A 15,889-nucleotide genomic window follows, 5' to 3' on the forward strand; every position below is an offset into this window, starting at 1 on the left:
TTTTTATATTAACTGGTGAAATCTTAAAAAAGTAACCTGTTGAGTATTAATTTTTTATATTACAACTCAATTTACCCCTAAATTGTGAACTTTAGCTTTCTTACGTTATTAACTAATTCGGTTTAATTAATATCTAAGATTGATGATAGCAAAACCATTTTACATACTAGTAATTGCTTTATCCTGTTTTATTCTGTTCCCATCATTAGCACTAACCCAAGAAGAAATTGCAAGCGATAATAATGAAGTTAAAATTAAAAAAACTTTTAAAACAGAATTTTATAATCTAAGAGGAACAAACGTATTTGATGTTGCTCTAGGAACTTCAGTCATTAATGGAGATTTTGTAGATCCTATGTTTGAAATCTATACTCATTTTGGCTATAAAAGACATGTTACACCTCACTTTGGGATAGATGTTGGATACCATAAATTCAATTTGGCTTATATCGATTCATATAATGAAGGTTTTATGTCATTTGATGTCAATCTTGAATTAACAGTACTTCCACACAATAAATTTTCACCATTCGTGTTTGCTGGTGCAGGTTTGAATGCGTCTAATCATTTTAGAGAAACGGCTCATAAGTTTCAAGGTGGAGGTGGAGTCGAATATATCGTGTCTAATCAATTTGGAATTAAATTATATACAGATTATAATTATGTATTAAGTGATGAATTAGATGGTCTGGAAGCAGGAGATTCTGATGATACCTATTTCAGATTGGCAATAGGTATTAATTATTATTTTGGAGGCTCTAAAATAAAGGCTAAAAAACTTAAAGGGCAAGCCACTGTAATTGATTCTAATCTTTTAAATGATGAATATTACATTAAAAAATAGATAACAATTGTTACTTTTGTGGTATAATTTGAGGTTATGAGTCAAGACATAAGTAAACGCTATGCGCAACGTGGTGTTTCAGCATCGAAAGAAGATGTTCATAATGCTATAAAGAATATAGATAAAGGATTATTTCCTAAAGCATTCTGTAAAATTGTACCAGATTATTTAACTAATGATGACGATTTTTGTCTAATCATGCATGCTGATGGTGCTGGCACAAAATCATCTTTAGCCTATATGTATTGGAAAGAAACTGGAGATATTTCAGTTTGGAAAGGCATTGCTCAAGATGCACTTATTATGAATATTGACGATTTATTATGTGTTGGTGCAACAGATAATATCATGCTGTCCTCTACTATTGGTCGTAACAAAAACTTGATTCCTGGAGAGGTTATATCAGCTATTATCAATGGCACTGAAGAACTCATTCAGGATCTAAAATCGTTTGGCGTAACCATTCATTCAACAGGTGGAGAAACTGCCGATGTTGGTGATTTAGTGAGAACTATTATTGTAGATTCTACAGTCACTGCCCGAATGAAACGTAGTGACGTTATTGATAATGCTAATATTACACCTGGTGATGTTATTGTTGGTTTAGAGAGTTTCGGACAAGCAACTTATGAAACGGAATACAATGGTGGTATGGGAAGTAATGGGTTAACGTCAGCACGTCATGATGTGTTTCATAAGTATTTGGCTGAAAAATATCCTGAAAGTTTTGATGAGTCTGTTCCTGAAGATTTGGTGTATTCAGGACAAACAAAATTAACAGATGCTGTTGAAGATTCACCTATTGATGCTGGTAAATTAGTGTTGTCACCAACGCGAACTTATGCGCCAATTATAAAAGCGATTCTTTCAAAATACACGAGTAAAAACCTTCATGGAATGGTTCATTGTTCAGGAGGAGCACAAACCAAAATTCTTCATTTTATTGATAATTTACACATAATAAAGGATCATATGTTTCCAATTCCGCCTTTGTTTAAATTAATCCAAGAGCAATCAAAAACGGACTGGAAAGAAATGTATCAGGTTTTCAATTGTGGACATCGAATGGAATTATACGTGTCGCCAGAAATAGCTGAAGAAATCATCACTATATCAAAATCATTTAATGTCAATGCTCAAATTATTGGTCGTGTTAAAGCTTCTTATACTAAAAAGCTGACAATTAATAGTGAGTTTGGAGTATTTGAATATTAGAGATTTAAGCTGCCTGAACTCAAATATTTAAAAAACTCTAAATCTCTCAAATCATTAATTAATTTAGTGTGTCCATCTTTAAGTAAATAAATGTCATCAGCTAATTCAATAATAGGTTTATACATATGATCTGTTATAATAATGACTTTATTGTGTTTTTCCGTATCAATTAAACTTTTGATTTTTTCAATATATAAAGGAGCAATGTGAGAAAAAGGTTCGTCTAATAAGATGATTTTATGGTTTCCTTTTACAATCAAATACGTTTCAATAATGCGTCTTTCTCCACCAGATACTCTGTTAATAGTGTAATTTTTATAGCGTGATAAGTTTCTGAAAACAGTGGTAAATTCATGCCAGTCGATATTTAACATGCTAAATAGTTTTGAAACCTCTAAATGATTGGGTGTAAAATTGTGTTGAGGTAAGAAACCAATAAGTTTCGTTTTATAAGAGGGTTTCAGTAACGGTCTCTTGTCAATTCTAACTAGTTTGTATTTCGGTTTGATTGTTCCAAAAATGATTTGAAGTAAACAACTTTTTCCACAACCATTATTGCCAAGGATAGCAGTTGTTTTTCCAGTTTCAGCTTTCAAATAAACACCATTTAAGATACGCTTATTTGAAAAGTAAAGTTCTATGTTGTCAACTTCTAAAATCATAATATCAATTCCAGTATTAAAAAACAAATAATAGTAAGGCAAGTATCCATTAAAAAACTAATTACATATAATTTTAGTGTCGATATTCCTGTGTTTTTGTAAAAAATCAATGTCTTTTTTGCTGAAGTTTCATTGGTAAAATACCAAAGTAAAACCAACAGTAATACCTTTGTAATTAATGTGAAAACAATATTAGTATTGATAACAAAAAGAATAACAGATAAAGGTATTGACCAGAGTATCAGTGGACTGTAAAAAGCAAAAATAAGTCTTAGCTGTTTCATTTTTATAAAGAAAATCAATCTCCTTCATAAAGTGTCCTATAGATACGTTAAAATAAAATATAGAGCTATATAAAGCCTTTAATAAGAGATAAAAAAGCAGAGGTTATCAAACTGTCAAAAAGAAAAATTACGCTGAAAAACTTTAAATTAGAAACACCTCGTATTTTATAAAACCGAAGACGTTGTCTCATTTTTATGTCGTTCAATACAAACCATAACAAGAAAATCAAACATAATTTCGTACTGAGTGCTAAAATCAATTCAGGGTTGATGACTGTAACAGTTAAGGTAACCAGAAAGGACCAAAAAGCCATTGATTTATAGTAGTTTAGTATGGATATAAATTGCTTTTGCATATCACATATAACGCTAAAACTCAAAAAATTATTTTTCTGATTTGATAACAATTAATGAATCATTTGAAATCCATAAAATATTGTATTTTTGAATCACAATTTTAAGAGATAAATGTTAGAGAAATTACAGATTATAAAACAACGCTTTGATGAGGTGAGTGATTTAATCATTCAGCCAGATATTATCACAGACCAGAAGCGTTATGTACAGCTTAATAAAGAATATAAAGATCTGAGGTTATTAATGGATAAACGTGAAACGTATATTGAGTTAACTAATAATCTTAAAGAAGCTGAAGGAATTATTGCAGATGGTGGTGATCCAGAAATGGTAGAAATGGCTAAAATGCAATACGATGAAGCTAAAAATGGCATTCCCGAGCTGGAAGATGAAATCAAGTTTTTATTAATTCCGAAAGATCCTGAAGATTCTAAAAATGCTGTAGTCGAATTACGTGCAGGAACTGGTGGTGATGAAGCCAGTATTTTTGCAGGCGATTTATTCAGAATGTATTCTAAATATTGTGAAAGCAAAGGCTGGAAGGTGGATGTGGTAGATTATAGTGAAGGAACTAATGGTGGGTTTAAAGAAATTCAGTTTGAAGTCACAGGTGAAGATGTTTACGGAACTCTTAAGTTCGAAGCTGGTGTACATCGCGTACAACGTGTGCCTCAAACAGAAACACAAGGAAGAGTACATACCAGTGCTGCAACCTGTATGGTGTTTCCAGAAGCAGAGGAGTTTGACATAGAAATTAATCCTAAAGATGTTCGCATCGATTTTTTCTGCTCATCTGGTCCAGGAGGTCAGTCAGTAAATACAACCTATTCTGCAGTTCGCTTAACTCATGAACCGACAGGATTAGTTGCACAATGTCAAGACCAAAAATCACAACATAAAAATAAAGAAAAAGCTTTTAAAGTATTGCGCTCTCGTTTGTACGATATGGAGTTGGCAAAAAAACAAGAAGAAGATGCTGCAAAGCGTGGAAGTATGGTAAGTTCTGGAGATAGAAGTGCAAAAATTAGAACCTACAACTATCCGCAAGGTCGTGTAACCGATCATAGAATTGGTCTCACATTATACGATTTATCAAATATTGTAAATGGCGATATTCAAAAAATAATAGACGAATTACAACTTGCTGAAAATACTGAAAAACTTAAAGCAAGCGACGAACATATCTAATATGAAGCCTCTTTTTGAGGCTTTTTTTGGCAAATGAATTATTTGACATTTCGCACTTGATGCGGAATCCATTATTAAAAATAAATTCTGCATCGTATTGTAGAACGACAACAAACATTATTTTGACAACACAACAACTCACCGAACAAATACAAAAAAAGAAATCCTTTCTATGTATTGGATTAGATGTCGACCTCAATAAAATTCCGAAACATCTATTAGAAGAAGAAGATCCTATTTTTGCTTTTAATAAAGCCGTAATTGATGCGACACACCACCTTTGTGTGGCTTATAAACCTAATACTGCCTTTTACGAAGCATACGGATTAAAAGGATGGAAAGCCTTAGAGAAAACCATCATGTATCTGAATGTTAAGCATCCTGAAATATTTACTATTGCAGATGCAAAACGTGGTGATATTGGTAATACAAGTCGTATGTATGCTAAGGCATTTCTTGAAGACTTGGCCTTCGATAGCGTAACTGTGGCTCCATATATGGGAAAAGACTCTGTTGAACCTTTCTTAGAGTTTAAAGACAAACATACCATTTTATTAGCGTTGACGTCTAATACTGGTGCTTTCGATTTTCAAACATTGAGTATCAATCGAAAAGAATTGTATAAACAGGTTCTGGAAACCTCTAAAACTTGGGAGAACTCTCAAAATTTAATGTACGTTGTTGGTGCTACTAAAGCTGAGTATTTAGCCGATATCAGAAAGATTATTCCTGAAGCTTTTTTACTAGTGCCTGGTGTTGGTGCACAAGGTGGAAGCCTAAAGCAAGTTTGTAAATACGGAATGACTCCAGATGTAGGTTTGTTAATCAATTCGTCCAGAGGCATTATTTACGCCTCTAATGGAAAAGATTTTGCTCAAGCTGCGACTCAAAAGGCGGAAGCTTTACAAAAAGATATGGCAATTGAATTGAATCGATAATAGAATTAATTTTCAAATGCGATTGTAATATTACTGCTTATTTCAAACCTTAATATTAAATTTGTAATCTCTAAAACGATATTTAATATCCTAAGATTTCACACATGCATAAGATAGATTTTGAGCTTATAGAAATGACCATGGATGTCATGAAATATGCTATTGATCGAATTTCACATACTAAACAAAAAATAGGGAAGCCTCAAAAAGCAGAAGCATTGAAGGCTTTGGTTGGAGAAACCATTACCGAAAAAGGGATTGGTGGTGAGAATGCTTTTCAATTATGGAAAGAACACCTGGCTAAAGCAAATGTTCCTGTAGATCATCCGCGTAATTTGGCTTTTGTGCCTGCTGCGCCTACCAGAACTGCTGTCATGTTTGATTTGGTAACGTCTGTGTCTAGTATCCATGGAGCCTATTGGATGGAAGGTGCTGGTGGTATTTTTTGTGAAAATGAAGCAATGAAATGGATTGTTTCATTAACAGGTTTGCCAGAAGGTGCTTTTGGAGTGTTTACCAGTGGTGGGACAGCTGCTAATTTATCTGCAATTGTAACTGCACGAGAACACTGGCGAGAAGATGAAACCTATAAAAGAGAAAAGGGATTGATTATCACCTCTATCGGAGCACATTCTTCTATTAAAGCGATGGCGAAAGTAGCAGATGTTGATATTTTGCTGGTTAATTCTGAAGAACGGTTAACAGGTGATAATTTGCGAAAAACGATTGACGATTTAACATTTCACCAACGTAAACGACTTTTTGCTGTTGTCGCTACAGGAGGTACAACCAATGCAGGAATTATTGATGATTTAACAGGTATTGCAGAGGTGTGTGAAGCTGAAAGAATATGGTTTCACGTTGATGCTGCATATGGAGGAGGAGCTTTGGTAGCCGATTCTGTTCGTCATTTATTCAACGGAATTGAAAACGCAGACAGTATTACCATAGATCCACATAAATGGATGTTTTCGCCTTACGATTGTGGAGCTGTAATTTATAAGCGTCCAGAACTTGCGAAAAACGCCCATTCTCAGCAAGGATCATACCTCGATATTTTTAAAGATGAAGGAGCTCATGGGTTCAATCCAACCGATTATCAAATCCAGTTAACACGTCGTGTTAGAGGCTTGCCTTTATGGTTTTCATTAGCAACTCATGGCACAAACCGCTACAAGGAAGCTGTAGAGCGTGGTATTGAGTTGGCTCAGATAGCTGGTAAAATGATAGAAGATAACCCAAATGTTGAACTGGTTAGAGAACCGAGTTTGTCTTGTGTCTTGTTTAGAAGAATAGGATGGAAACCTGAAGAATATACAAATTGGACCTATGATAATCACGACAAAGGATTTGCATTAGTAACGCCTACCAAGTGGAAAAATGGAGATACCTACGAAACAGTCTCAAGATTCTGCTTTATCAATCCAGATACTACTGAAGAAGACATTCAGATGATTTTGGATACAATGGTGTGATATTTTTAATAAGTTGTTTAAAAAATCGTAAATCGTAAATCGTAATTCCTAAATCATTCCTATTTTTGTACATGCAACACAACAAAGTCCTTATTTTAGATTTCGGATCGCAATACACTCAGCTCATTGCGCGTCGTGTAAGAGAGTTAAACATCTACTGCGAAATTCATCCTTACAATAAAATTCCTTCAGAGATAAATAGCTTTAAAGCTGTTATTCTATCTGGTAGCCCAAACTCAGTAAGAGGAGAGGCTGTTTTACATCCAGATCTTTCTGGTATAAGAGGAAAAAAACCAATGCTTGCCGTATGCTATGGCGCTCAGTATTTAGCTCATTTTTCGGGTGGTGAAGTTGCAGAATCTAGTACGAGAGAGTATGGTCGTGCTAATTTAGGATTTGTAAAGTCTGATGAAGATTTCTTAGAAAACATACATGAAGGAAGTCAGGTGTGGATGAGCCACAGTGATACCATAAAACAGTTACCAACAGGAGGTGTTTTGTTGGCTAGTACTAATGATGTAGAAAATGCAGCCTATAAAATTGAAGGGGAAGAAACCTATGCCATTCAATTTCATCCAGAAGTATATCATACGACTGATGGTCACCAGTTGTTGCATAATTTCCTAATCAAAATTGCCAAAGTTGAGCAGGACTGGACGCCACAATCCTTTGTAGAGGAAACAGTTGATGCACTTAAAGCACAAATAGGAAGTGATAAAGTTGTTTTAGGGTTATCTGGAGGTGTTGATTCTTCAGTAGCTGCAATGTTGTTACACAAAGCTATTGGTGAAAACCTGTACTGTATATTTGTAAACAACGGATTGCTACGTAAGAACGAATTCGAAGATGTATTACATCAATACGAAGGGATGGGACTCAATGTAAAAGGAGTTGATGCTTCGGCACGCTTTTTGGATGCCTTAGCAGGAAAGAGCGACCCAGAAGAAAAACGAAAAGCGATAGGTCGTGTGTTCATTGAGGTTTTTGATGATGAAGCGCATCACATTCAAGATGTGAAATGGCTGGCACAAGGAACCATTTATCCAGATGTAATCGAAAGTGTTTCGGCAACAGGAGGACCAAGTGCAACAATTAAAAGTCATCATAATGTTGGAGGATTACCTGATTTTATGAAACTAAAAGTGGTTGAACCGCTTAAAGCTTTATTTAAAGATGAGGTAAGACTTGTTGGTGCTTCTATGAACATGGATGCGCAGCTTTTAGGACGTCATCCATTTCCAGGTCCAGGACTTGCAATTCGTATTCTTGGTGATCTAACTCGTGAGAAAGTTCGTATATTACAAGAGGTAGATTTTATTTTTATAAATAATTTGAAGTCATGGAATTTATACGATAAAGTTTGGCAAGCAGGAGCAATCCTGTTACCAATAAATAGTGTAGGTGTGATGGGAGACGAAAGAACCTATGAAAAATGCGTCGCTTTAAGAGCTGTTGAGAGTACAGATGGTATGACGGCAGATTGGGTAAATCTTCCGTATGAATTTTTACAAAAAACCTCAAATGAAATAATAAATAAGGTGAAAGGCGTTAATAGAGTAGTATACGATATTAGCTCAAAACCACCAGCAACTATTGAATGGGAATAAAATTTTGTGACTTGTGCACTGAATTTGTTTCAAAACGATAAACATTCAGTACATAAAATTTTTTTTTGAATGAAAAAACTCTTAATCATCATTGTTATTTTGCTTTGCAGTTTTTCTGTAACAGCTCAAGATTACAAAACGCACAAAGTCCAAAAAGGAGAAACGATTGAACAAATAGCTAAACAGTATTTGGTAACACCACATGATATTTTAGCGCTCAATCCTGATGCACAAAAAGAATTAAAGCCAGATATGGTTTTGATTATTCCAACATCTCGTGTAAAAAATGAAGACATTGTATCAGAAACCAAAGAACTTATTGGTTATAATACCCACAAGGTAAGGCGTAAGGAAACGCTCTTTAGTATTTCTCAAAAATATAGCATAGAGATTGAAGACATCAAGAAAGCAAATCCGTCGCTTTATTCTGAAAACTTGAGAAAAGGCGATAAAATTAAAATTCCGCGTTACAAGACGATTGTCAATAATGTAAGTTTAAACAATACCATTAAAAAATACAAAGTTCAACCAAAAGAGGGTAAATGGCGAGTGGCTTATAAATTTGGAATTACAGTTCCAGAATTAGAGGCTTTAAATCCTAATATAAACGATATACTTCAGCCAGGTGATGAGCTTAATGTTCCAAATATTAGCAATAACGAAGAGAAAACGGTTGAAGAAGAATTCAACTATTATACGGTTTTAAAAAGTGAAGGCTTTATGGCCTTAAACCGCAAATTAGGAGTTACTCAAGAAGAGTTAGAGGCTTTAAACCCAGAGCTTAAAGAAGGTGGCTTAAAACTGGGAATGGTTTTAAAAGTCCCAGGAACTATTGAAACAAAGCACACATTAAAAGATATTGCCAATACAAACTTATCTAAAAATCTAAAAAACTTAAGTGCTAAGCGTATTGCCTTAATGCTACCATTTAGCTTAAATAAGGTTGATGTTGATTCTGTTCAAGAAGCAAAAAAAATGATTCGCACTAATGGTTTATTGTCGGTATCTTTAGATTTTCATTCTGGCGTTTTAATGGCTTTAGATTCAGCAAAACAGTTAGGGATTTCTACTAATTTAAAAGTGATAGACACAAGAAATCAAAGTTCGGAGATTTCAAAAATATTAGAGACTAATGATTTTTCAGACTACGATGCAGTTATTGGTCCATTAATGCCGAATAATTTAGAACGCGTTGCTTCAAAATTAAAACGTGATCGTATTCCGGTAATTTCACCTTTAACGATGCCTAAAAATCTATATGATAATGTGTTTCAAACTATTCCAACAGATGAATTGCTAGAGAAAGCCATTATCAATTATGTGAAAAGAGATTCGTTTCCTAGGCATATGGTCCTTATTTCAGATTCAAAACACAAAGCTGTTAGTGATAGGTTGAAAAGCGAATTCCCTTCAGCAAAACAAATTTTATCCAGAAAAAATAAAGAAGGTAAAGAAGCTTATTTCATGTATCCAGCAGATTTAGAGAATGTATTTCAAAACGGTACAAATATTGTGTTTTTAGAAACAGATAACGAAGGATTTGCTTCTAATGTAATTAGTATGATTAATGGTCTAAATATGAACGATCAGAAAATTATTTTAATGACGACAAATAAAAACAAAGCTTTTGATGGTAAAGAGATTTCTAATTACCATTTGTCTAATTTGAAGTTTCATTATCCTTCGGTAAATAAGACCATTGCTGTAGAGTCCAGAAATAGCTTTGTCAAGCAATATATGAACATTTATAATGTGAGTCCGAATAAATACGCTGTTCGTGGTTTCGATTTGACCTTAGATTTATTATTGCGTCTGGCTTCACAGGATGATTTGTACCAGGCCTCATCGAGCGATATAGAAACTGAATATGTTGAGAATAAATTTAGATACTCCAAAAAAATATTTGGTGGTTATTATAACGAAGCGGTTTACATTGTTCAGTATGATGATTTATCGATTATTGAAGCGAAAGAATAACTTCTAAAGGCAGCCCTTTTGTCGATTTAGGCATCGAAAGACAAGTTCTCAAACCTGAAAAGACCTTCACTACAAATGTGTTAACAGACAATAATAGAATAACGGAAACGTTCTTATCTACAAGATGATAAATGTCTTGATAACCAAAAAGACATCACGCCTTAACTGAGACAAATGTTAACTAGATTTTTTTTTATTGTGGTCTTGTGTCTGAGTAACTCAGTTACTGATCAGAAAACCATTTCATGGACTGAGTCTAAAAAGTTAGTATGGACAGATTTTAAAGGTCCAAAACAACCCAACTCTGATGCTGCTGCTGTAACCGCTTCAGGAATTACATTCTCATATTCCTTAAAAAAGGCAGACCATCGTATCACAGGTTTTGATGCATTTGCTACTGCTCATTTTTATCCTGAAAGCTCATGGTATATTGTAGATCGATGTAACAATCATATTCTAGCGCATGAGCAACTTCATTTTGATATTACTGAATTGCATGTGCGTATCTTTCGTTATAGATTAGCCCAATTGAAAGTCTCTCAAAGCATAAAAACACAATTAGATAAACTTCACAAAACCATTAATAAAGAATTAGCAGACACGCAATATCTATACGATACAGAAAGTCAGAATTCTATTAACAAGGAAGAACAAGCCAAATGGGCTGCTTATGTTTCTGAAAATTTAAAGAAGTTTGAAGCGTACAAATCTGAGTAGAAACAACTTCATTTTGATTGACTCTAATTGATGAGAATTGTACCAAAATAAAGGATTACATATTGTGGTTTTTCCAAAAACTCAAAATGACAGATAGAATTTTAAACGACCTTAGCAAATAAATATAAACATGATACAACCAGACCAGCAATTCTTAATCAAACTTGCACATACCAAAATGCCGTATGGAAAATATGAAGGCAGATACCTCATTGATTTGCCAGAATATTATATAGTCTGGTATCATAACAAGGGCTTTCCAAAAGGAAAGTTAGGCGATATGCTTATGCAGGTGTATGAACTTAAACTAAACGGTTTGGAATATTTGATTAGAGATATTAAAGAGCGGTTTCCGAAATGAGTTTTTAATATATGTAAATTTGTGTTTTTATAATTCTAATAGATGTAAAGAGCACGTTTATGAAAAGGAAAGAAGAAACAGATGAAAAATTAAAAACACCTTGGCCAACCAAAAAAGCTATGGAGCAGATTTATAACTTGAATCTTTGGGGAAGTGATATTTCTGATTTTTATTCTGGTATGGGATCACATCATCCTGAGATTGTAAATCCTTATATTGATAGCATTACATCTTTTTTAACGTCTTTTGTAAACCCTCTAGTGGTTTGTGATCTAGGATGTGGAGATTTTAATGTAGGTCAGCATCTGGTAAAACACACTAAAGCTTATGTAGCTGTAGATATAGTTGAAAAACTTATACAGCATAATGAAGAAAAATTTAAAGAAGAAAATTTAGAATTTCATTGTTTAGATCTCGCACTAGATGATTTGCCTTCTGCTGATTGTGCATTGTTAAGGCAAGTATTACAACATTTGTCAAACAATGAAGTGCGAAGCATCTTAAATAAACTGACAGATTTCAAATATGTTATTATAACAGAACATTTACCTGAAGGCGAATTTGTACCCAATAAAGATATCATTTCAGGACAGGGAACACGACTGAAAAAACAAAGTGGCTTAAACGTGTTGAAACCTCCTTTTAGTCTCAAAGCAAAAGAAGAAAGACAATTACTGTCGGTTCTTTCACAAGATTTTAAAGGTGTTATCGTCACTACGCTTTATAAAATGTTTTGAACCACAGCTAAGGTGGATCGTGTAAACAAAATTATTAAAAAAGCTATTCAATAGTGATAATCAAGTCATCTTGTTTTACCATGCTGCCTTCTTTTAAACTAATCGATTTTATTTTTCCTGTTTTAAAAGCAGTTACGGTAGTTTCCATTTTCATTGCTTCAATTATAAATAAAGGATCATTCTCTTTTACATCTTGTCCTTTTTTGACCAATACTTTATATAGAGAGCCTTGTAAAGGTGCTCCAATTTGATTAGTATTTGCTGGATCTATTTTTGTGTTTTCTTCTATTTTTATATTCAATGATTTGTCTAATACATCAACAAATCTGTTTTCACCATTTACTTTAAAGAAAACAGTTCTCTTACCTTCTTCGTTGGGAATACCTATTGAAAGTAGTTTAATAATAACGGTTTTTCCAGGTTCTAATTCTATTAAAGTTTCCTCGCGAAGTTTCATGCCATAAAAGAAATTTTTGGTAGGCACTAATGCTAAATTTCCATACTTTTTATAGTTTTCATGTGCCTGTTCAAATACTTTAGGATATAGAGTGTACGATAAAAAATCTTCCATTTCAATAGCGCGAGTGAAGCCCTTTTGAAACTTCTTTTTAAAGGCTTTGTATTCCACATCAAAATCAATAGGTTCTAAGTGGGCATTTGGTCTGCTGGTATATGGTTTTTTGTTTTTTAGAATAATTTTTTGAAGCTTTTTAGGGAAGCCTCCAGCTGGCTGACCTAAATCTCCTAAAAAGAAGCTTACTACTGAGTCGGGAAATGAAATGTCTTGACCTCGTTCAAAAACATCTTCAGTAGTTAGGTTATTAGTGACCATAAAAATAGCCATGTCACCAACTACTTTTGAACTAGGTGTTACTTTTACCAAGTTACCAAACATCATATTTACTTCTGCGTACATTTTTTTAACCTCGTCAAAGCGATCTCCTAATCCTAAGGCTATAGCTTGAGGACGTAAATTTGAATATTGACCACCAGGAATTTCATGTTCAAAAACTTCAGCAGTTCCAGCTTTCAATCCAGATTCGAAAGGATAATACAGTTCACGTGTGTCTTCCCAGAAATTAGAAAATTCGTTTAATTTATGCATGTCAAACTCATGTGACCTTGGTTGGTTTTTCATCATTTCAACAATTGCATTAAAATTGGGCTGAGATGTCAATCCAGATAAGCCACTCAATGCTACATCCACAACGTCTACACCAGCTTCAATGGCTTTTAAATAAGTTGCAGATTGTAATGAAGAAGTGTCATGTGTGTGTAAATGAATAGGCACATTCACTGTGTTCTTTAATGCAGTAACCAGCTCAGTTGCAGCATAGGGTTTTAATAATCCAGCCATGTCTTTGATTGCAATCATATGCGCACCAGCATTTTCTAAATCTTTAGCTAATTGCGTGTAATATTTTAGATTGTATTTTGTTTCATGAACATCTAAAATATCTCCTGTGTAGCTCAATGCAGCTTCTGCAATACCACCAGTTTTATTACGTACATAATTAATACTGGGTTCCATAGCTTTTACCCAGTTTAAAGAATCAAAAATTCTAAAGATATCGACCCCGTTTTCCCAGGATTTTTCGACAAACTTTTCGATTAAATTATCTGGATATGCCTTATAACCAACGCCATTAGAACCTCGTAATAGCATTTGAAATAATATATTAGGAACAGCTTTGCGTAATTCTCTTAAGCGTGTCCATGGACTTTCGTGTAAGAAACGCAAGCAAACATCAAATGTTGCTCCTCCCCAAACTTCCATGCTAAAGGTATTGGGATGATTTTTTGCAAAGCTTTCAGCAACTTTTAACATATCAAAGGTTCTCATTCTTGTCGCTAAGAGTGATTGATGAGCATCACGCATGGTCGTATCTGTAAAATGAATTTTATTTTCATTTTTCAACCAGGTGCAAAATTTCTCAGGACCCATTTCAGTTAGCATGTTTTTAGTGCCTTTTGGATGCGGTTCTGATAAGCTAAACTTAGGGACTTTAGGATTTCTGAAAACCTTATTTTCTTCAATATATTTTACATCTGAATTTCCATTCACAATGACTTCAGCTAAAAAATTTACTACTTTCGATGTTCTGTCTTGTGGTAATTTTATATTAAATAACGAAGGTGTGTTTTGAATAAAATTAACAGTAACCTTACCCTCTTTGAATGTTTGATGCTGAATTACATTTTGTAAAAAGTGAATGTTTGTTTTTACACCGCGAATTCTAAATTCTTTTAAAGCGCGAATCATTTTTCGTGTTGCACCATCTAAAGTTCTTCCGTGAGACGATACCTTTACCAGCATAGAATCAAAAAACGGACTCACTTGATAGCCTTGATAAATGCTTCCAGCATCTAAGCGGATACCCATTCCAGAAGCACTTCGGTAAGTTGTGATATGACCATAATCTGGTGTGAAGTTATTTGCAGGATCTTCTGTAGTTAATCTACATTGTAAGGCAAAACCATATGTTGCAATTGAGTTCTGATCATAAATTTTTATTTGCTTACTATCCAGTTTATAATTTCCAGCAACAAAAATTTGAGTTTTGACTAAATCGATTCCTGTTACCATTTCGGTAACTGTGTGTTCGACTTGAATTCTAGGATTAACTTCAATAAAATAGATGTTATCGTCATTGTCAACTAAAAATTCAACAGTACCAATATTATTATAATTTACCTCTGTGGCAATAGCAACCGCATACTTATATAAATTCTGCTTTACCTTGTCGCTAACATTATAAGAAGGTGCAATCTCTACAACTTTTTGATGACGACGTTGTACAGAGCAATCACGTTCATGTAAATGACGAATATTACCATAATTATCAGCTACAATTTGGACTTCAATATGCTTAGGGTTTTCTACATATTTTTCTAAAAACATAGTGTCGTCTCCAAAAGCATTGAGCGCTTCGTTTCTTGCTGAATCGAAATTAAATTCTAAATCCTCATCTTTTCGTATAATTCGCATGCCTCGTCCACCACCACCAGATGCTGCTTTCAGCATAAGCGGATAGCCAATCGTTGATGCTTCAGATAAGGCTGTTTTTAATGAACTTAATTTTTTCTTGTTGCTTTCAATAATCGGGACCTTACATTTTACTGCTACTTTTTTTGCCGTAATTTTATCACCTAAAGCATCCATTACCTCAGGTTTGGGTCCTATAAAAATAATGTCATTAGCAGCACATTGCCTTGCGAATTCGGAGTTTTCAGATAAAAATCCATAACCAGGATGTATGGCATCTACATGTTTTGCTTTTGCTAAGTCTATAATTTGAGCAATATCTAAATAAGGCTTTAAAGGTTGGTTGTTTTCACCAATCTGATACGATTCATCGGCTTTATTTCTGTGTTGAGAATAACGATCTTCATAAGTGTAGATAGCAACAGTAGTTAAATTTAACTCTGTACAAGCACGTAAAACGCGAATTGCAATTTCACCTCGATTAGCAACAAGAACCTTTTTGATTTTCATTTTATAAAAGTGTATTTAGTGGTGTTATTTA

12 protein-coding genes are annotated in these 15,889 nt (G+C 33.9%); 10 read left to right on the forward strand and 2 right to left on the reverse strand.

Annotated elements, in window-relative coordinates; all coding sequences use genetic code 11:
* Nucleotides 1-142 precede the first annotated feature (142 nt).
* Entirely contained in the window at nt 143-844 is a 702-nt protein-coding gene (locus ACRHNM_RS08825) for a Curli production assembly/transport component CsgG (protein ID WP_431135718.1), read from the forward strand.
* Nucleotides 845-880: 36 nt separating this feature from the next.
* Nucleotides 881-2,059 (forward strand): AIR synthase related protein, encoded by a 1,179-nt coding sequence (locus tag ACRHNM_RS08830; protein WP_431135720.1) that lies wholly within the window; start codon nt 881-883, stop codon nt 2,057-2,059.
* Here ACRHNM_RS08830 and ACRHNM_RS08835 read toward each other — a convergent pair.
* Nucleotides 2,056-2,721 carry an ATP-binding cassette domain-containing protein gene (locus tag ACRHNM_RS08835; RefSeq protein WP_431135722.1) on the reverse strand — a complete coding sequence of 222 codons (666 nt, stop codon included), beginning with the start codon at nt 2,719-2,721 and terminating at the stop codon, nt 2,056-2,058. The two genes, ACRHNM_RS08830 and ACRHNM_RS08835, sit on opposite strands and share 4 nt — an antisense overlap.
* A 752-nt stretch (nt 2,722-3,473) precedes the next feature.
* On the opposite strand from ACRHNM_RS08835, the gene prfA reads away from it, so the two are divergent.
* The 8 genes from prfA to ACRHNM_RS08875 all read left to right on the forward strand — a co-directional run bounded on the left by prfA (nt 3,474) and on the right by ACRHNM_RS08875 (nt 12,362).
* Nucleotides 3,474-4,550, forward strand: a complete 1,077-nt coding sequence (gene prfA, locus ACRHNM_RS08840) for a peptide chain release factor 1 (protein WP_431135724.1) — start codon at nt 3,474-3,476, stop codon at nt 4,548-4,550.
* A gap of 122 nt (nt 4,551-4,672) precedes the next feature.
* Nucleotides 4,673-5,488 carry an orotidine-5'-phosphate decarboxylase gene (gene pyrF / locus ACRHNM_RS08845; RefSeq protein ID WP_431135726.1) on the forward strand — a complete coding sequence of 272 codons (816 nt, stop codon included), beginning with the start codon at nt 4,673-4,675 and terminating at the stop codon, nt 5,486-5,488.
* 104 nt (nt 5,489-5,592) lie between these two features.
* A complete protein-coding gene (locus ACRHNM_RS08850) occupies nt 5,593-6,963 on the forward strand; it encodes a pyridoxal phosphate-dependent decarboxylase family protein (protein ID WP_431135728.1) in 1,371 nt (456 codons plus the stop codon).
* A 71-nt stretch (nt 6,964-7,034) separates the two neighbouring features.
* Entirely contained in the window at nt 7,035-8,570 is a 1,536-nt protein-coding gene (guaA, locus tag ACRHNM_RS08855; protein ID WP_431135729.1) for a glutamine-hydrolyzing GMP synthase, read from the forward strand.
* A 69-nt stretch (nt 8,571-8,639) separates the two neighbouring features.
* Nucleotides 8,640-10,547, forward strand: coding sequence for a LysM peptidoglycan-binding domain-containing protein (locus ACRHNM_RS08860; RefSeq protein WP_431135731.1), 1,908 nt, complete (start codon nt 8,640-8,642; stop codon nt 10,545-10,547).
* A gap of 174 nt (nt 10,548-10,721) precedes the next feature.
* A complete protein-coding gene (locus ACRHNM_RS08865; protein WP_431135733.1) occupies nt 10,722-11,264 on the forward strand; it encodes a DUF922 domain-containing protein in 543 nt (180 codons plus the stop codon).
* 130 nt (nt 11,265-11,394) lie between these two features.
* A complete protein-coding gene (locus tag ACRHNM_RS08870; RefSeq protein WP_431135735.1) occupies nt 11,395-11,625 on the forward strand; it encodes a DUF3820 family protein in 231 nt (76 codons plus the stop codon).
* Between the two features lie 59 nt (nt 11,626-11,684).
* Nucleotides 11,685-12,362, forward strand: a complete 678-nt coding sequence (locus tag ACRHNM_RS08875; RefSeq protein ID WP_431135737.1) for a class I SAM-dependent methyltransferase — start codon at nt 11,685-11,687, stop codon at nt 12,360-12,362.
* Between the two features lie 43 nt (nt 12,363-12,405).
* Here the strand turns inward: ACRHNM_RS08875 and ACRHNM_RS08880 are convergent, their stop codons facing one another.
* Nucleotides 12,406-15,858: a pyruvate carboxylase gene (locus tag ACRHNM_RS08880; RefSeq protein WP_431135739.1), complete on the reverse strand. Its 3,453-nt coding sequence runs from the start codon at nt 15,856-15,858 to the stop codon at nt 12,406-12,408.
* Nucleotides 15,859-15,889: the final 31 nt, after the last annotated feature.

The organism is Psychroserpens mesophilus, from assembly GCF_050617655.1.
GTDB lineage: Bacteria > Bacteroidota > Bacteroidia > Flavobacteriales > Flavobacteriaceae > Psychroserpens > Psychroserpens mesophilus_A.